Origin of the sequence: Kribbella sp. NPDC050459, assembly GCF_040655315.1 — a bacterium.
Classification (GTDB): Bacteria; Actinomycetota; Actinomycetes; order Propionibacteriales; family Kribbellaceae; genus Kribbella.
The window spans coordinates 72,445-88,294 of record NZ_JBFAJQ010000001.1 but is presented as its reverse complement, the minus strand read 5'-3'; the positions used below and the strand labels follow the sequence as shown (position 1 = coordinate 88,294).

Annotated in this window: 16 protein-coding genes; 8 read left to right on the top strand and 8 right to left on the bottom strand. The window is 69.4% G+C overall.

Going from position 1 to position 15,850, the window contains the following annotated elements; translation table 11 throughout:
• Positions 1-66: 66 nt before the first annotated feature.
• Both AB0I12_RS00395 and AB0I12_RS00390 read right to left on the bottom strand, forming a co-directional pair.
• The gene (locus AB0I12_RS00395) at positions 67-636 is read right to left on the bottom strand and encodes a LysE family transporter (protein WP_359922405.1); all 570 of its coding nucleotides are present in this window, start codon (positions 634-636) and stop codon (positions 67-69) included.
• A 148-nt stretch (positions 637-784) separates the two neighbouring features.
• Complete coding sequence (locus AB0I12_RS00390) at positions 785-1,681, bottom strand: DUF6531 domain-containing protein (RefSeq protein WP_359922402.1); 897 nt, start codon at positions 1,679-1,681, stop codon at positions 785-787.
• 214 nt (positions 1,682-1,895) lie between these two features.
• On the opposite strand from AB0I12_RS00390, the gene AB0I12_RS00385 reads away from it, so the two are divergent.
• The gene (locus AB0I12_RS00385; protein ID WP_359922399.1) at positions 1,896-2,522 is read left to right on the top strand and encodes a DUF6308 family protein; all 627 of its coding nucleotides are present in this window, start codon (positions 1,896-1,898) and stop codon (positions 2,520-2,522) included.
• A gap of 1 nt (position 2,523) precedes the next feature.
• Here the strand turns inward: AB0I12_RS00385 and AB0I12_RS00380 are convergent, their stop codons facing one another.
• Positions 2,524-4,032 (bottom strand): LLM class flavin-dependent oxidoreductase, encoded by a 1,509-nt coding sequence (locus AB0I12_RS00380; protein WP_359922397.1) that lies wholly within the window; start codon positions 4,030-4,032, stop codon positions 2,524-2,526.
• Between the two features lie 71 nt (positions 4,033-4,103).
• A complete protein-coding gene (locus AB0I12_RS00375) occupies positions 4,104-7,130 on the bottom strand; it encodes a BTAD domain-containing putative transcriptional regulator (RefSeq protein WP_359922394.1) in 3,027 nt (1,008 codons plus the stop codon).
• A 93-nt stretch (positions 7,131-7,223) separates the two neighbouring features.
• Here AB0I12_RS00375 and AB0I12_RS00370 point away from each other — a divergent pair, with 93 nt between their 5' ends.
• The 4 genes from AB0I12_RS00370 (at position 7,224) to AB0I12_RS00355 (ending at position 9,574) form a co-directional block, all read left to right on the top strand.
• Positions 7,224-7,787 (top strand): NAD(P)H-dependent oxidoreductase, encoded by a 564-nt coding sequence (locus AB0I12_RS00370; RefSeq protein WP_359922392.1) that lies wholly within the window; start codon positions 7,224-7,226, stop codon positions 7,785-7,787.
• A gap of 12 nt (positions 7,788-7,799) precedes the next feature.
• Positions 7,800-8,339, top strand: a complete 540-nt coding sequence (locus tag AB0I12_RS00365) for a dihydrofolate reductase family protein (RefSeq protein ID WP_359922389.1) — start codon at positions 7,800-7,802, stop codon at positions 8,337-8,339.
• 186 nt (positions 8,340-8,525) lie between these two features.
• Positions 8,526-9,086, top strand: coding sequence for a hypothetical protein (locus AB0I12_RS00360; protein ID WP_359922386.1), 561 nt, complete (start codon positions 8,526-8,528; stop codon positions 9,084-9,086).
• Positions 9,083-9,574: a hypothetical protein gene (locus tag AB0I12_RS00355; RefSeq protein ID WP_359922383.1), complete on the top strand. Its 492-nt coding sequence runs from the start codon at positions 9,083-9,085 to the stop codon at positions 9,572-9,574. The genes AB0I12_RS00360 and AB0I12_RS00355 overlap by 4 nt, the downstream gene beginning before the upstream one ends.
• 61 nt (positions 9,575-9,635) lie before the next feature.
• Here AB0I12_RS00355 and AB0I12_RS00350 read toward each other — a convergent pair whose 3' ends face one another.
• Positions 9,636-10,994, bottom strand: a complete 1,359-nt coding sequence (locus AB0I12_RS00350) for an FAD-binding oxidoreductase (RefSeq protein ID WP_359922380.1) — start codon at positions 10,992-10,994, stop codon at positions 9,636-9,638.
• Positions 10,995-11,264: 270 nt separating this feature from the next.
• Here AB0I12_RS00350 and AB0I12_RS00345 point away from each other — a divergent pair, with 270 nt between their 5' ends.
• Positions 11,265-11,816, top strand: a complete 552-nt coding sequence (locus tag AB0I12_RS00345) for a dihydrofolate reductase family protein (RefSeq protein WP_359922377.1) — start codon at positions 11,265-11,267, stop codon at positions 11,814-11,816.
• On the opposite strand, the gene AB0I12_RS00340 is transcribed toward AB0I12_RS00345, so the two are convergent.
• Entirely contained in the window at positions 11,801-12,712 is a 912-nt protein-coding gene (locus tag AB0I12_RS00340; RefSeq protein WP_359922375.1) for a LysR family transcriptional regulator, read from the bottom strand. The two genes, AB0I12_RS00345 and AB0I12_RS00340, sit on opposite strands and share 16 nt — an antisense overlap.
• Positions 12,713-12,790: 78 nt before the next feature.
• On the opposite strand from AB0I12_RS00340, the gene AB0I12_RS00335 reads away from it, so the two are divergent.
• Both AB0I12_RS00335 and AB0I12_RS00330 read left to right on the top strand, forming a co-directional pair.
• On the top strand, positions 12,791-13,699 hold the full coding sequence (locus AB0I12_RS00335; RefSeq protein WP_359922372.1) for a DMT family transporter: 909 nt from the start codon (positions 12,791-12,793) through the stop codon (positions 13,697-13,699).
• On the top strand, positions 13,696-14,754 hold the full coding sequence (locus tag AB0I12_RS00330; protein ID WP_359922369.1) for an alpha/beta fold hydrolase: 1,059 nt from the start codon (positions 13,696-13,698) through the stop codon (positions 14,752-14,754). The genes AB0I12_RS00335 and AB0I12_RS00330 overlap by 4 nt, the downstream gene beginning before the upstream one ends.
• On the opposite strand, the gene AB0I12_RS00325 is transcribed toward AB0I12_RS00330, so the two are convergent.
• Together AB0I12_RS00325 and AB0I12_RS00320 are read right to left on the bottom strand one after the other, a co-directional pair.
• Entirely contained in the window at positions 14,735-15,451 is a 717-nt protein-coding gene (locus AB0I12_RS00325) for a hypothetical protein (RefSeq protein WP_359922367.1), read from the bottom strand. The genes AB0I12_RS00330 and AB0I12_RS00325 overlap by 20 nt on opposite strands.
• Complete coding sequence (locus AB0I12_RS00320) at positions 15,448-15,792, bottom strand: hypothetical protein (protein ID WP_359922364.1); 345 nt, start codon at positions 15,790-15,792, stop codon at positions 15,448-15,450. The genes AB0I12_RS00325 and AB0I12_RS00320 overlap by 4 nt, the downstream gene beginning before the upstream one ends.
• Positions 15,793-15,850 lie beyond the last annotated feature (58 nt).

Here is a 15,850-nt window from a genome sequence, read left to right as displayed (position 1 = left end):
ACCAGCACAACGTGGGCTGCACCCAGCACGATTGCCACGTCCCCGCCGCGAACGATCGGCGCTCAGTCAGGCGACCAGACGAACCGCGAGTACGACGATCAGCAGGCTCGACGCCGACGTGGTCACGAGCCGGCCGGTTGCCCCGGTCAACAATCGCCCGAGCAGCGCGCCACCGCCAGCGAGTAGCAGTTGCCAGCTGGCTGACGCCGCGAACGCTGCCACGACGAACACGATCCGCTCGCCGACTCCCGTGACCCCGGACCCGCCCAGTACCAGCGCGGCGAAGTAGATCATCGTCCACGGGTTGAGCATCGTCATGCCGAGCATCCCGAAGTACGCCGTCGACGCGCCGATCGGTGTCTCCTGCTGAAGCGCAACGATCCGCCGCTCACGATAACGCCGTACCGCCTTGGCCGCGCCGAGCACGGCCAAGGCGATCAACACAACAACCGATGCCCACCGCAACGGTCCGACGATCGGCAACAGTAGCGGAGCCAGCACAGTGCCGGCACCCGCGGCCACCGCCGCGTACACGCCATCAGCCGAAGCAACCCCGAGAGCCGCAAACGCCCCGATCCGCAACGAACTCCGCGCAGTCAACGCCACCAGATAGGTCCCGACAGGCCCGACCGGCATAGCAACCCCAAACCCGGCCAAGAGCCCCGCGACCACCACCCCGATCACAACGGACCGAAGCTCGACCCCCTACAACGACCGGCCTGCTGCTGAACCCGAGCCGCCAAGGCCACAGGTTCCACCAGCAACAGTCCAAAGGTCGTAGTAATCATGCGCTCATCATGAGGTGCTGCCCGGCCCTCCTCAACCCAATTACCGATTGCCAAGGCGTCCAGGAAGCCGGGCGGGGACGACCGCGAGTCGAGGCCGACCGCCGCCCGTTCGTGACGGTCTGCACGCGCCCCGCGGCCCGGCTGACTTCCCGCGTGAACCCGATCTCCCGCCCGTCGGACGCCAGGTACCGCGCACCACCCGGCGACAGCTCGAGCCGATCCGAGTACGAGGCCCGCCACCCGGCGCCGAGCGAGCCGGCGGACGGGTCGTTCGAGTTGTACGTCCGGGTCACCGTCAGCGGTACGCCGAGGGCGGCGACCGACGCGTCCGTCTCGACAGCGGTCAGCGCGCCCGTCAGCGAGTTGACCGGATCGGACTGCATCGCGAACGGCCCGAAGAACGCCCGCGCCTGCTTGTCCGGGAGCACGAACCCGGGCGCACCCGCGTAGATCATCACCGAGGCGCCCGCCGATCCCTTGCCGTTCGTCAAGGACACGTCGAGCAGGTTCGGTGAGCCGACGAACTTGCAGTCCAGCGGAACGGTGACCGACCAACTCAGCGACTGGGTCCGGGCCGGCTTCGGTTTCGGCACGTTGTCACAGGGCCAGTGGTTGACCTGCCATGTGCGGGCGTCGGTGATCCGGAGGTTGCACAGGTCGATCGTCAGGTTGAACGTCCGGGCCTGGAAGGTGAAGGTGACCCCGGTGCCGGCGTGCGCCATGCCGCCGTCGTTGGCGACTTCCGTGCCGGTGCTCAGGACCTCACCGTTCCCTGAGACGGTCAGGTCCGGGTGCAGGCAGGGATACTCGTCCGGTCGCGCCGCCTGCGCGGCCGGTGGGACGGGCACGAGCAGAAGGACCGCGAGGACGAGCAGAAGGAGCCGGTGCCGCATGGTTGCCTCCGCTCAGTCGTGGTGTTGTGACAGAGAGTTTACGGAGTTCAGCGTGCGGAGAGAGCGGATGATTACAGGTTGTGGATAACGGGAAGTGACCCTGGCGTGCAGGTCGCCCAGGAGTCGCTACGATCTGCGGAAACAGACTGACTAAACGTTCGAATGCTGTCCGCCCGCTGGCGGGTCTGCCACCACGAGTGTGAGGGTGTGGCTCATGAACATCGGTACCCGGAAGATCGTCGTCGACGAGGCGATCGCGCAGTTGCGGCTGTACGCCGAGACGAACGGCGCCGTGCTGCAGTACTACGACGGGTTGCCGGGGATGACCACCGTCGGCGGCTCCGACCCGAACCAGGTCACGCTCGACGACCTGGGCCGGATCATGGTGATCGGCGCCGACCTGCGCGCGATGGACATCCCGTGGCTGCTCGAGGTCGAGGCCGAGAAGGAGCTCGCGGCGATCCCGGTCGACGCGCGCCTCGAGGACGCCGAGCCAGGCAGTGAGCTGTTCGAGGCGGCGATGGCGCTCGACGACAAGTTCACCGGCCACCGCGGCTTCGGGCACGCGAAGAAGTCGAAGCTGCTGCACCTGAAGCGGCCGTACCTCTACCCGGTGACCGACAGCTTCATCCGGATGACCTACGGCTCGGCGTCGGCCGGCGCCGAGTTCCTGAAGGCGGTCCGCGAGGACCTGGTGAACCCGGCCAACGTCCGCGACTTCAAGCTGCTGCAGGTCCGCCTGATCGCGGAGCCGGCGACCTCGGCCGCCCGCCTGCTCGGCGAGGTCCCGACGCTCCGGCTCCTCGACATCCTCGCCTCTCTCCTGGGAGAGGCGAAGTAACTCAGAGCACCCCGAGCCGCGCCAGCGGCTCGACCAGCTCCCGCTCCTCGTAGGACAGGTGCGACAGCAGCGTGTCGTCCAGCAGGTCGACGGCGGCACGCAGACCGTCGATGTCGCCTGACCCGTCAACCAGTGCGACGAGAGCCTTGTCGACGCCTTCGAGGACGTCGTGGATGATCTTGTGCTCCTCCTGCAACCGGTCGACGACCGGCTCCAGCGCGGGGTCGGCCCGGCGGAGGTGCGGGAACAGCGAGGCGTCCTCCAGCGAGTGATGCGTCGTGACCAGCCGGCAGTAGGACTCGCAGTACGTCCCCAGCGTCCAGTTGTTCTGCCGCATCGTCATGGTGTTGATGTGCGAGCGCGCCGCACCGACCCCGAGCGTCCCGGCCGCGACCTGCTCGACCAGATCGCGGACCTGGTCGAGCTCCGCGCGCAGATGGTCGTGGACGTCGATCAGGTGCTGACCGGACTGAAACTGGTACGGCGTGTACGTCCGCGACGGGTCCGGCGCCGGCCCGGTCGGCCGCGCGGACTCGTCCAGCAGCTGAACGGCGCTACGCCGCACAGCGGGAGGTGGTGTCGGCACGACGCCGAAGCCACCGGCGGGAACAGGCGCCGTAGACACCACGCCGCCCGACCGGGCGACCGAGACGGCCTCGCGCACACCAGCTGCCACCTCAGCGAAGCGCCGGATGTCGTCCGGGTCGTCCGAGGCGAGGATGTAGGTGCTGATGCCCTCCCCCAGCGTCAGCTCGGCGAGCTGGTCGATCCACAGCTCCTCAGGACCCTGCAGGAACCCCCCACGCCCACTGAACTGACCGGACACGTTGTACAGCCGTCGGACCGCCGAAGGATCCCGTCCCGCCTCTACGGCAGCCTCGTCGATGATCTTGTTCATCGCGGCGAGCTGGTCCGGCCCGGCGTACCCGCTGCTCGGCAGCCAGCCATCAGCGAGGCGTCCGGTCAGGGCGAGCATCCGTGGCTTGTAAGCACCCAACCAGATCGACACGTCGTGGGCGGGCGCCGGGCCGCGCTTGGCACCGGCAACCGTGTAGTGCTTGCCGGCCAGCCGGATGCCGCCGCCGCCAGGAGTCCAGACCTCGCGCATGATCGCGATGGCTTCCTCCAGTGCAGTGATGCTCTGTCCGGTCGTCAGCCGCGGCCCACCGTTCGCCGCGACCGCGTCGAGGAACCCGCCCGCGCCCAGGCCGAGCTCGACCCGTCCGCCGGTGATCAGGTCCAGCGTCGCGACGCTGCGCGCCAGCACGACCGGGTGCCGGAGCGGCAGGTTGGCGACATTCGTGGACACCTTCACCCGCGAGGTCTGGGCGGCGACGACGGACAGCAGCGTCCAGGCGTCCATCAGCCGCGGCTGGTAGGGATGGTCCTGGAAGGTCACCAGGTCGAGCCCGACCTGTTCGGTCAGCTGGGCCAGCGCGATCACGCGGTCCGGGGTGTCGACCGCAGGGGTCAGGAACGTGCCGAAGACCAGCTCGTGGCCGTAATCCATGATTCACCTTTCGAAGTTCGCTCCGCGGGCAAAACTACTTCGCTAGGCAGATAATCTCAACTACAGAACATCTATTGCCGAACTAGCAGCGCGAAAGCCTGTGCCGGGCCGAGGGCCACGCCCCGCTCGTACGCCGCTTGGTACCCATCGGCCCCGAGCGCCTCTGAGGCCGCCATAACCGCACGCTCGAGATCCGCAGCCTCCGCCGCAGCTGTCAGATAGTTCTCGGTCGCCCGCGTGGCGGCCGCGCTCCCCAGCAACGTGGCCGCGAGCGTCTTGTCGGGGTGACAGGCCGCTATCCCCTCCAGCGCCCAGCACTGACCTCGCAGCGAGTCGAACTGCTCCGCGACCCGGAACGCCTCCGCATGCAGCTCCAGTGCCTCTTCGGGCCGGCCTTGGAGCTCCCGGACGAACCCGAGCTCCGCCAGGACGATCGACAGATACAAGACAGATTCCGACTGTCGACGGGCGGCATCGATCAGCGCCTGCAACCGCGACGAGGCCTCGTCCAGGGCGCCGGTACGACGGGCGGCGAAGCCGAGCACCAACTCCGCGAGCGCCTGCGTCGCGCGCTGCCCCTGCTCCGTCGCCAGCCGAAGCCCACGCTCGCCGTACGTCCGGGCCGACTCGAAATGCCCGCGCCGGATCGCGGTCCATCCGAGCATGCCGGCCGCGCTGGCGACCTCGGGCCACAGTCCGATCTCCTCCGCGGCCTCCATGCCTTCGAGGTGCAGCCGCTCCGCCTCCTCGAAGTCCCCGACGAGCTCCGCGTGCGCCCCGAACCACCCTGTCGCCTGCAGAACGCCCCACCGATCCCCCAGCGAGCGGAACGTGCCGATGCTCTGGCACGCGTCGTCGTACAGAGCAGGCAGGTCGGCCCGTACATGTGCGTGCTTGGCCCGAGCAGCCAGCACGGCGGCTATGCCCCACTGATTCCCGTCGGCCTCAAAGCTCTTCAGCGCCTGGTTGAGCAGCGACAAGCACGTGGACAGGTCGCCGGCATCGCTGGCGGCGTGAGCGATCCACCACTGCCCCATGGCGTCCGCGTCGTCCAGCCAGCGGTCCCGCTCGGCGGCGGCGTCAGGGTGCCCGAGCAGGTACATGAACCCCGCCCGCCACACACCGGCCCGCGCCGAACCCGGCACAGCCTCGAGAGACCGCATGGCCTCCACATACCGACCACGCAGGAACCAGTACCAAGCCAGAGCGTCCACGAGCCGCTCCGCGAGGTCCAGCTGCCCCGTGGCCACAGCTCGATCCAGTGCGGTCCGGAAGTTCGCCGAGTCGTCGTCCAGCAGCTCCAGCCACCGGCCTTGCCCGTCACCGAACAAGCCGGGCCGGGCGGTCTCCGCAAGCGACACGTAGTACGCCAGGTGCCGCTGCCGTGACGACTCGAGCTCACCCGTCACCGTCAGCTTGTCGATGCAGTACGCCGCCACCGACTCGAGCAGCCGGAACCGTTCCCCGTCAACTGGTACGACGAGCGACCGGTCGACCAGGCGCACGAGGACATCCAGTACGTCGTCCTCACCGCAGACCACCGCCGCGGCATCCGCCGTACAGCCATCAGCATGTACGGCGAGGCGCCGCAGTACGGACTGCTCGTCCGGGTCGAGCAGCTCCCAGCTCCAGTCGATCATCGCGTGCAACGTCTGCTGCCTTGGCGCAGCACCACGATGTCCTGTCGCCAGCAACCGGAAACGGTCGTCCAGCCGCGCTACGAGCCCGCGTACTCCCAGAGCGCGCACACGCGTCGCAGCCAGCTCCAGCGCTAGCGGGATCCCGTCCAGCCGCCGGCACAGTACGGCGACGTCCGCAACGGTCTCGTCCGTCAGCGCGAAGCCACGCGACGCCGCAGCCGCCCGCGTGACGAACAACTGCGCCGCACTGCACTCGCCGACCTCGTGCACACCTGCCGACAGCGGAGGTACGGACAGCGGCGGCACACTCCACACCACCTCACCGGCCAGCCCCAGCGGTTCACGGCTCGTCGCCAGCACACGGAGGCCCGGCGCGGCGGCCAGCAAGCGATCCGTCAGCGCGGCGACCTCGTCGACGATCTGCTCGCAGTTGTCGAGTACCAGCAGCCGGGAGCCCATCACTGAGGCCAGTCGATCGACAACGGGCGAATCTTCCGTGTCCCGAAGGTCCAGAGCGGCCTGCACGGCGTCCGTCAGCGAGTTGGTGACCGATAGCGCGTCGGGAGTCACGGCGGCCAGCTCGACCAGGACGACCCCGTCCGCGAACCTGTCCGTCACGCCGGCCGCAGCAGCCAGTGCCAGGCGAGTCTTGCCCACACCTCCCGGACCGGTCAGTGTCACCAGCCGTGATGTGCCCAATCGGGCACTGATGTCGGCCAGCGCATCGGAGCGGCCGATCAGCTCAGTCATCTGTGCAGGGAGGTTGTTCCGTGCGTGCGGCAGCTCTTGCGTGAGGATCGACTGCTGCAGCGCGACAAGCTCTGGCCCTGGGTCCAGCCCGAGGTCATCGAGCAGCAGTTGCCGCAGCTCGTCGAAGCTCTCCAGCGCCTCCGTCTGCCGACCGGCCCGGTACAGCGCCTTCATGTGCGCAGCCCGCAGACCCTCGCGCAGCGGATGCTCCTTGACCAGGGCGGCGAGGTCAGGAACCGGCAGATCAGCCCGCTCGAGTGCGGTGAGCCGCTGATCGGTCAGCCGCGCTACGGCTGTCTCGGTGAACGCATCGTCCGCGAAATCGGCGTACGCCGGGCCGCGCCACAACGCCAGCGCCTCGTCGAGCGACCCGGCAGCCAGCAGCTCGCCGAAGCGCAGCGCGTCACAGTTCGCGGCAGAAACCGCCAGCGAATACGCGGCCGGGCCGGACTGCACGAGCGAGCGGCTGCCAGGCTCAGCGTCCTCCAACGCTCGCCGCAGCTGGGACACCTTCGCGGAGAGCGTGCCTGACGGGTTCCCAGGGAGCTCAGAGCCCCACAGGTCGTCGATCAGCCGGTCCGAGGGCACCGGCCGGCCCTCGTGCACCAGCAGGTCAGCCAGCAACGCACGCACCTTCAGCCCTTGGATGACCACAGGCGTCCCCGCGTCCGTCCAGGCCGTCACCGGTCCCAGCACCCCGAAGCGCATGACGGCACCTTATTCCGGTCCGCCGGAAACGACCGGAAAGAAACCGTAAACCCCTTCCGGCAAAGTCTGTTTCAGACGGAAGGAGGACGGCGGATGCGACTGGCAGTGATCATCGGCAGCACCCGGCCTGGGCGGTTCGGGCCGACCGTGGCGAACTGGCTCGGCGAGCAGGCAGCCAAGCAGTTCGAGGTCGACCTGGTCGACCTGGCCACTGCGAATCTGCCCGCCGGACTCCCCGACGCCGAGGAGGAGGCACCGCGGGAGGTCGCCGCAGTGGGCACCAGGCTGGCTGCCGCAGACGCGTTCGCCGTCGTCACCCCGGAGATCAACTGCAGCTTTCCGGCCACGCTGAAGACCGCACTGGACTGGTACTACGACGAGTGGCACGCCAAGCCGGTCGCAATCGTCAGCTACGGCCGGGAAAGCGGCGGCTGCTACGCCACCGCACAGCTGCGGCAGGTCTTCAGCGAACTCCAGGCCGTCACCATCCGCAACACCGTCGCACTCCCCTGCTACTGGGAGCAGTTCACCGCGGACGGCGGCTGGCCGCGGCCGTCCGCCGGCTACGAGGCATCCGCCAAACTCATGCTCGACCAGCTCGTCTGGTGGGCCGCAGCACTCCAGGACGCCCGCAAGCGGCGCCCGTACCGACACTGAGAGGAAAGACCCATGAGGAAGCTGATCGAATCCACCTTCATCACCTTGAACGGCGTCATCGACGAGCCGCAGAACTGGAGCCCGCCGTACTGGGACGACGAGCACGCGGCGTACTCGCAAGGCCTGATGGAGGGCGTCGAGGCCCAGGTGCTAGGCCGCGTCACCTACGAAGGCTTCGCGGACGCCTGGCTGTCCCGGGCCGGCGACCCCTTCGCCGACCTGTTCAACGCGATGCCGAAGTACGTCGCCACGCGCACGGTCACCGAGTGGAAGTGGAACGCCCAGCCGCTCGAAGGCGACGCCGCCGAGGCCGTCCGCCGGCTCAAGGAGTCCGAGGGCGGTGACCTGATCAAGTACGGCACCGGGTCGTTCTCGAAGACGCTGCTGGAGAACAAGCTCGTCGACGAGTATCACTTCTGGTTCTTCCCGGTCGTCGCCGAGGGCGAAACCATGTTCCGCGGCACCGGCATAGACATCACCCATCTCGAACTGCTCGGTACGACGACGTTCAAGTCCGGCATCGTCGTCCACAAGCTCGGTCCGAAGGCCTGACCGTACGCCGCCGCTCCGGCCGGTCACCCGCTGCGGGTGGCCGGCCGGAGGCTTGTGCGCATCGGACCTGGGTACCGGTCGGGGCCAACGGGGTGCTGAGGCGGCGCTGGGGACCGCCTGCCAGGGATTCTCGCGATCGGCCGGTGCGGATCGCGGATCCGCCCATGCGATCGGACTGGAGTTGTGATGGGTACCGTCCTGACCATCGTGATCATCGCCGTGGTGCTGCTCGCCGCGGCGGCGGTCTTCGTCCTGTACCAGCGCAGACGCTCGAGCGAGCTGCAGCAACGGTTCGGCCCGGAGTACGAGCGCACCCTCGAGGAGTCGGGCGATCGCCGCAGCGCGGAGCGCGAGCTGCGCGGACGGCAACGCCGGGTGTCGCGGCTGGAGATCACGCCGTTGAGCCGTGAGTCCGCGCGGACCTACCGCGCCGAGTGGGCGAAGGTGCAGCAGAGCTTCGTCGACCGTCCGGCCGGAGCGGTCGCGGACGCGGATCGGCTGGTGCTGCGGATGATGCGCGAGTCCGGGTACCCGGTCGACGAGTTCGAGCAGCGCGCCGACGACGTGTCCGTCGACCATCCCGACGTCGCGATGCACTACCGGGAGGCGCACCGGATCGCGGTCGCGCACGCCCGCGGCGACGCCGACACCGAGGACCTGCGGCAGGCAGTCACGGCGTACCGGCACTTGGTCGACGCCCTGCTCGACGACAGCGAGAACCGGACCACCACGAAGGAGCAAGCATGACCACGCCCGACCGTCGTGACCTTCCCCTGGACGACGACCGCATGCTGAACGACGACGATCTCGTGACCGACTCCGAGCTCAGCGGCCGCCGCGGCCTGGACGACGAGCGAGGCCTCGACGCCGGCCGTGGGCTGGACGACGACCGTGCAGCGGCCGGTGCTCCGGACAACCGGATGACAGCCGCCGGCACCGCCGAGCGTGACGACCGGACAACGACGGGCGATGCGCCGTTGGTGGCCGAGGAAGCCGGCGTCGACTACCGGGCCCGCTGGGACGTCGTCCAGCAAGGGTTCGTGGACGATCCGCGCAACGCCGTCAGCGAGGCCGACAAGCTCGTCGACGACGTGCTCAAGCACCTCGCGGACGGCTTCGACCGCCAGCGCCAGGATCTCGAGCACCAGTGGTCGGGCGGTGAGCCGTCGACCGAGGACCTCCGCTCGGCACTGCAGCGGTACCGCGCGTTCTTCCAGCGCCTGCTCACGCTGTGAGGTCGTGAGCCGGGGCCGGCGGCCGGTACGACGACGTACCGGCCGCCGGTCGTTTTGTTGCCTAGGGCGCGATGTTCTGGTTGAGGTGGAACACGTTCTCCGGGTCGTACTTGCGCTTGACCTCGACCAGCCGGTCGTAGTTCTGCCGGTAGTTGTCCCGGATCCGGCCCTGGTCGTCGTCGGCCATGAAGTTGATGTACCCGCCGGACTCGGAGTGCGGTGCGACGTCGTCGTAGTACGACCGCACCCACTCGACGCCGGCCTCGTTGGCGGCCGGGTCCGGCCACATACCGGCGATCACGGTCGCGAAGTTCGCTTCCCGGTAGGCGAACGCGGTCCCGTCCGGCGTCACCCGGTGACAGGCGCCGTCGATCGGGTAGATGTGCACGGTCGAGTTCACCGCGGGCAGACCGGGCGCGTGCCGCAGATGCGCCTGGATCGCCTCGTCGGTCAGCTCGGTGACGAAGTTCGCCTTCCAGTAGTGCTGCAGACCGGGCGGCACGAGCGCGTCGAAGGCACTGTTCAGCGCCGGGTACGGCATCGGGCCGACATGCTCGGCCATCACCGGCGCGAACTCGCGGAACTTCGAGATCTGGGTCTCGCCGTCGTCCAGGTCGCCGGCCCAGCAGCCGACGATCGCCACGAACGGCTCACCGTGCCGGTCCTCGGGGATGAACGGCAACGGCGGCGCGATCTGGAACGCCGGGAACCCGCCCAGCTGCTCGGGCGCGTCCTTGATCAGGTCCCGGAACCCGGACAGTACGGCGGCTGCGTCGGACAGCTCGAAGAACATCGGGCCGCCGTAGATCATGGACACCGGCGCCAGCCGGAACTCGAGCGCGGTGACCACGCCGAAGTTGCCGCCACCGCCGCGTAACGCCCAGAACAGGTCCTCGTTCTCCTTCTCGCTGGCGATCACGAACTTCCCGTCGGCGGTCACGACGTCCGCCGAGACCAGGTTGTCGCAGGACAGCCCGAGACCCCGGGCCAGGTACCCGATCCCGCCGCCGAGGGTCAGTCCGCCGACGCCGGTGGTCGAGATGATCCCGCCGGTGGTGGCCAGCCCGAAGGCGTGCGTGGCGGCGTTGAAGTCGCCCCAGGTCGCACCGCCGCCGGCCCGCGCGGTCCTGGTCACCGGATCGACCCGGACGTTGCGCATCCCGCTCAGGTCGATGACGAGACCGTCCTCGACCGTGCCGAACCCCGGCACACTGTGCCCGCCGCCGCGGATCGCGATCTCCAGCTGGTTGCTCCGTGCGTAGTCGATCGCCGCCATCACGTCACCGGCGTTCTCGCACCGGACGACCACCTGCGGATGCTTGTCGTGCATCCAGTTGTTGACCCGGCGCGCCGCGTCGTACCCCTCGTCACCTGCTGTGAAGACTTGCCCGCGCGTGCGTTCTCTCAGTTCCTCGATCATGTTCGCTCCCCGAACCACTGCCGACTGCCGCAGATCGGCGCGCGCGTACCGAACCTCCACGCACACCGCGCAGACCGGTCGTCGCCGTCGAGCGCAGCGCGAGATTTCCCCCAGAGAGCGTCTGGACCCCCGACGGGCAGCCGGCCTTCCCCCAGACCCGCCCGTTCTCCCCGACCCTGCCAAGCGGGACAGAATTCGTCAATACCGATGTCAAAGCGGCCCGGACGGCTCCGACCAGGAGGCACAGGCAGCCAAGATCCGGAGGACACCATGCGGAAGCTCATGTACTACGTGCACCAGTCGCTCGACGGTTTCGTCGAGGGACCGAACGGCGAGTTCGACTGGGCCCAGCTCGGGCCGGAGCTGGGCGCGTACTCGATGAGCCTGACCGAGCGCGCCGACCTGTTCCTGTACGGGCGGCCGGTCTGGCACATGATGTCGTCGTACTGGCCGCACGCCGAGGCGATGAACCCGGACCAGCACGCGATCGAGTTCGCGCCCGTGTGGCGCCGGGCGGCGAAGGCGGTGCTGTCGACGACGCTCGAGAGCGCCGAGTGGGACGCCCGGGTCATCCGCGCCGCCGAGGACGTCGCGGCGCTCAAGGCCGAGCCGGGCAAGGACATCCTGCTGACCGGGGGCTCGGGCGCGGCGGCGGCGCTGGCCGAGCTCGGCCTGGTCGACGAGTACCACGTGGTCGTGCACCCGGTGGTCCTCGGCGGCGGCAAGCCGGTGCATCAGGCAACGGGCCGGCGTACGCTCCGGCTCGCCGAGACGCGATCGTTCGACAACCGGACCGTCCTGCTCCGTCACGACCTGGTCTGATCGGTGGCCGCAGCCGCCAGCGCATCGGCCACCGCCGCGACCGCGGGCGTCCGGGTACGGCGGGTCAGCAGGAAGACCGCCCGCCCGACATCCGCCTCGGCAGGCCGGCGTACGGCGACGCCCGGCGCGCCGGCTCCGATGACGAGATCGGGAAGCAGCGCGCCCGCGCCCGTCGTCCGGACGAGCTCGAGCAGGATCAGGAAGTCGTCGGAGCTGTAGCGGATGTCGGGCTCGAACCCGCCGAGCTCGCGGCAGACCCGGACATGCATCTCGCGATGACCGGTGCCCGGCTGGCAAGCGGCCCAGGGCAGATCCGCCAACTGCTCGACCGGAACGCGCTCCGCGGCTGCGAGCGGATGATCCGCGGGCAGTACGACGCGGATGTGCTCGCGGAGCAGGTGCTCGCGGAGCAGATCGGTGTGTACGGCGCGCGGCTGGCCGTCGTACTCGTCGCCGACCATGACGTCCAACTGCTGCAGCCGGAGAGCGGGCGCGGCCTGCTCCACTTCCAGCTCGGCGGCTTCGACGCGGATGTCGGGATGCGAGGCCGCCAGGCTGCGAATCGCCGGAGCGACCACGCGAATGAACGCGGACTGGAACGACGCGATCCGGACCAGGCCCGCGACCCGGCCCGCGGCGACCGCGGCCAGCTCGGCCTCGGCGGCCTCGACGCCTTCCAGCAGGGACGTCGCGTGCCGGACCAGCACCTCGCCCGCCGCGGTCAGGCGCACGTTGCGGCCGATCCGCTCGAGCAGCGGCGTACCGGCCTCGCGCTCCAGGACGGCGAGCTGCTGGGAGATCGCGCTGGGCGAGTAGCCGAGCGCGCGGGCCGCGCCGTGCACGGTCCCGCGGCCGTGCACCTCCCGCAGCAACCGCAGTCGGTGCAGATCCATCATTCGTTCAGCTTAGCTTCACAATGCTGTCCGTGAAGCCGCGATGGACGTGAACAGTCCCTGGCCCTGACCATCGATGGCGTGGGACGCCTCTTCTGCCTTCTTTCCGCCGTCACCTTCGGGGTCATGGCCGTCTTCGGCAAGCTCGCGTACGACGCGGGCGTATCGGTCGACGCACTGCTGCTCGTCCGCTTCGGCCTCGCCGGCGTACTGCTGCTGGCCGTCGCGCTCGCCCGCGGCGCCCTGCGCAACCTGCCGCGCCGGGCCGTTGTCACCGGCCTGGGGATGGGTGTCTTCGGGTACGCCGCCCAGTCCGGGCTGTACTTCTCCGCGCTGGCGCGGATCGACGCGTCACTGGTCGCACTCCTTCTGTATCTCTACCCGGTGCTGGTGATGGTCGGGGCGATCGCACTGCGTCGCGAACAGGCCTCGCGGCGGCGGATCGGCGCCCTGGCAGTCGCGCTGGCCGGGATCGGGCTGGTGCTCAGCGGGGCGATGACCGGCCGGTTCGACCTGCTCGGCGTACTGCTGGCGTTGGGCGCACCGATCGTCTACACGTGCTACATCCTGGTCGGCGACTCGCTGACCGCCGACGTACCGCCGCTCGCGTTGACGGCGCTGGTGTGCATCGGAGCGTTCGGCACGTTCCTGGTGCTGGGGCTCTTCCGCGGAACCGATCTGACGTTCGCCCCGATTGGCTGGCTGTGGCTGGCCGCGGTCGCGCTGGTCAGCACCGTCGCGGCGATCCTGTTCTTCTTTGCGGGCATGGCTCGGGTCGGTCCGTCCGTGGCCTCGATCCTGTCGATCTTCGAGCCGGTCGTGACGGTGGTCGCGGCGGCCCTCGTCTTCGGCGAGCAACTGAGTGCCGTGCAGTGGTTCGGCGGCGGTCTCGTGCTCGCGTCGGTCGTGATCGTGCAGTGGCCGCGCCGCCAATCGTTGCCGGAACTTTCGCGGACTTCGCCGGAGGTGACGGCAGACTTGGCGGTATGAGCGGGCGGGTGGCGTGGGCAGGAGTCGTCGCGTTCGTGACGGCGGCCGCGGTCGGTTGCACCGGAAACGACGCGGCTCCTCCTGCGCCCGGCACCACCTCACCCATGCCGTCCGCCGCTCGACCCAGCACCTCGCCGCCCTCGACCGTCACGCCCTCGACCGCCGCGCCGTCGAGCGTCAAGCCGTCGACCGTCGCGAATCCCGTGTCGCTGCAGGCGTTGATGACGAAGAAGTACAACGGCGGCAACCTCCGTCTCGGCCGGGTCCTCGCCCGCACCCCGGCGTACACCCGGTACTACGTCACCTACCGGAGCGGGACGCTGACGATCTCGGGGATCATGAACGTCCCGTCCACACCGGGTCCGCACCCGGCGCTCGTCCTGAACCACGGCTACATCGACCCGGCCGTGTACACGAACGGCCGCGGCCTGATGCGCGAGCAGGACTACCTCGCACGCCGCGGGTACGTCGTCCTGCACACCGACTACCGCAACCACGCGCAGTCCTCGAAGGACCCGGACTCCGAGCTCACCCTGCGCCTCGGCTACACCGAGGACGTCGTCAACGCGGTCCTCGCGCTGCGCACCTCGCAGTACGTCGACCCGTCACGGATCGCGCTGCTCGGCCGCTCGATGGGCGGCGGCATCACCTACAACGTGCTCGTCACCCAGCCCGGTCTGGTCAAGGCCGCCGTGGTGTTCGCGCCGGTCAGTTCGCAGGCCGCGGACAACTTCGACCGCTGGATCCGGGCGGACCGCCCGATCGCGAGCCAGATCCTGCGCAGGTACGGCGAACCGGCGCGCAACCCGGCGTTCTGGCACAACATGTCCGCGGTGAACTTCTTCGACCGCGTGACGGAGCCGGTGCTGATCCACCACGGCGAATCCGACTCGACCTGCCCCATCGCCTGGTCGCGCACAAGCCTGGCCGCGCTGAAGGCGGCCGGGAAGACCGCGACGCTGTACACGTATCCGGGCGAGGAGCACGCGTTCGGTCCCGCCTGGCCGACCTCGATGGCGCGGACCGTCAGCTTCCTCAAGCAGCACGGCGTTTGACGACGCTGACGGCGTACGGCAGCGGCTGCCACTCGTCGTTCGGCATCCGCAGGATCGCCCACCCCACCGCGGCGAACCCCGCTGCCTGCAGTCCCCAGCCGACCAGATCCAGCGGGTGACTGCTGATGATCACCGAGATCAGGTGCAGCGGCTGGGACGCGGCCACCGCGACCGCTGCCCACCGGCCGCCGACGCCGGAGCGCCACATCGCGATGCCGAGCAGGATCGTGCCGAGCACGTGCCCGACCACGAACACGATGCCGGCGACATCCACCGAGCCGTGTGTGGCCTCGGCGATCCTGGTGATCGTCGCCTGGTCGGCACCCGCCGTGCCGGCGGACCAGATGAACGCGTCGCTGGACGCAAGCCACGGCAACGACAGATAGCCCGGGACCATCAGGAACAGCGCGATCCCGGTCAACCACGGCGCGCCGCGACGAGCGAGCCGGCCGACGAAGTACACGCCGGGCACCAGCGTGACCAGCGCGATGTAGGACAACCAGAGGATCGTCGAACTGCGATCGAGGTGACCGACGATCTTGCTGGTGATCGTCGAGACGTCGTCCGCCGTGTCGTACGGCAGCAGGAACCGGAGCAACGCCACCGCGGCCGGCCCGATCGGCAGTATCACCGCTGCCGCCCACCGCCAGACGGGCCGGATGTCGGCGCTCGTCGTACGGCTGATCGTCTGTGTCATCGCGCACCTGCCAGCTCACGAGTCGGCAGCAGTACGGCGATGACGCCGACCACCGTCGCGCCGACGCCGAATCCGGCCGCGACGACCGCGGCCGTCGGCACGCCGGACGCGAAGAACGCCGGTACGGCTAGCAGCGCCGACGCGAGCCGCAGCGTGATCAGCGGCGCGAGCGCCCACCGCCTCCCCCGCCAGGCGAACCCGACCAGCACCAGGCTGATCAGCCCGACCACCGCGGTCCCGACCGCGATACTCATCGGCGGGTGGTCCCCGTCCGTGAGCAGCGGCGTCGCCAGGTCGAGCAGTGCCAGCAGACCGAGCAGTACCAGTCCGAATCGGTACATCTCCCTACCCCCTTGGTTTCGGTGTTGGTCCCACCGTCGCGTCGGTTGCAGCCGTTTG

Bases quoted from the DNA above. Each gene is read 5' to 3' on its own strand.
- AB0I12_RS00395 (WP_359922405.1), bottom strand. From the start codon at position 636: ATGCCGGTCGGGCCTGTCGGGACCTATCTGGTGGCGTTGACTGCGCGG.
- AB0I12_RS00390 (WP_359922402.1), bottom strand. From the start codon at position 1,681: ATGCGGCACCGGCTCCTTCTGCTCGTCCTCGCGGTCCTTCTGCTCGTG.
- AB0I12_RS00385 (WP_359922399.1), top strand. From the start codon at position 1,896: ATGAACATCGGTACCCGGAAGATCGTCGTCGACGAGGCGATCGCGCAG.
- AB0I12_RS00380 (WP_359922397.1), bottom strand. From the start codon at position 4,032: ATGGATTACGGCCACGAGCTGGTCTTCGGCACGTTCCTGACCCCTGCG.
- AB0I12_RS00375 (WP_359922394.1), bottom strand. From the start codon at position 7,130: ATGCGCTTCGGGGTGCTGGGACCGGTGACGGCCTGGACGGACGCGGGG.
- AB0I12_RS00370 (WP_359922392.1), top strand. From the start codon at position 7,224: ATGCGACTGGCAGTGATCATCGGCAGCACCCGGCCTGGGCGGTTCGGG.
- AB0I12_RS00365 (WP_359922389.1), top strand. From the start codon at position 7,800: ATGAGGAAGCTGATCGAATCCACCTTCATCACCTTGAACGGCGTCATC.
- AB0I12_RS00360 (WP_359922386.1), top strand. From the start codon at position 8,526: ATGGGTACCGTCCTGACCATCGTGATCATCGCCGTGGTGCTGCTCGCC.
- AB0I12_RS00355 (WP_359922383.1), top strand. From the start codon at position 9,083: ATGACCACGCCCGACCGTCGTGACCTTCCCCTGGACGACGACCGCATG.
- AB0I12_RS00350 (WP_359922380.1), bottom strand. From the start codon at position 10,994: ATGATCGAGGAACTGAGAGAACGCACGCGCGGGCAAGTCTTCACAGCA.
- AB0I12_RS00345 (WP_359922377.1), top strand. From the start codon at position 11,265: ATGCGGAAGCTCATGTACTACGTGCACCAGTCGCTCGACGGTTTCGTC.
- AB0I12_RS00340 (WP_359922375.1), bottom strand. From the start codon at position 12,712: ATGATGGATCTGCACCGACTGCGGTTGCTGCGGGAGGTGCACGGCCGC.
- AB0I12_RS00330 (WP_359922369.1), top strand. From the start codon at position 13,696: ATGAGCGGGCGGGTGGCGTGGGCAGGAGTCGTCGCGTTCGTGACGGCG.
- AB0I12_RS00325 (WP_359922367.1), bottom strand. From the start codon at position 15,451: ATGACACAGACGATCAGCCGTACGACGAGCGCCGACATCCGGCCCGTC.
- AB0I12_RS00320 (WP_359922364.1), bottom strand. From the start codon at position 15,792: ATGTACCGATTCGGACTGGTACTGCTCGGTCTGCTGGCACTGCTCGAC.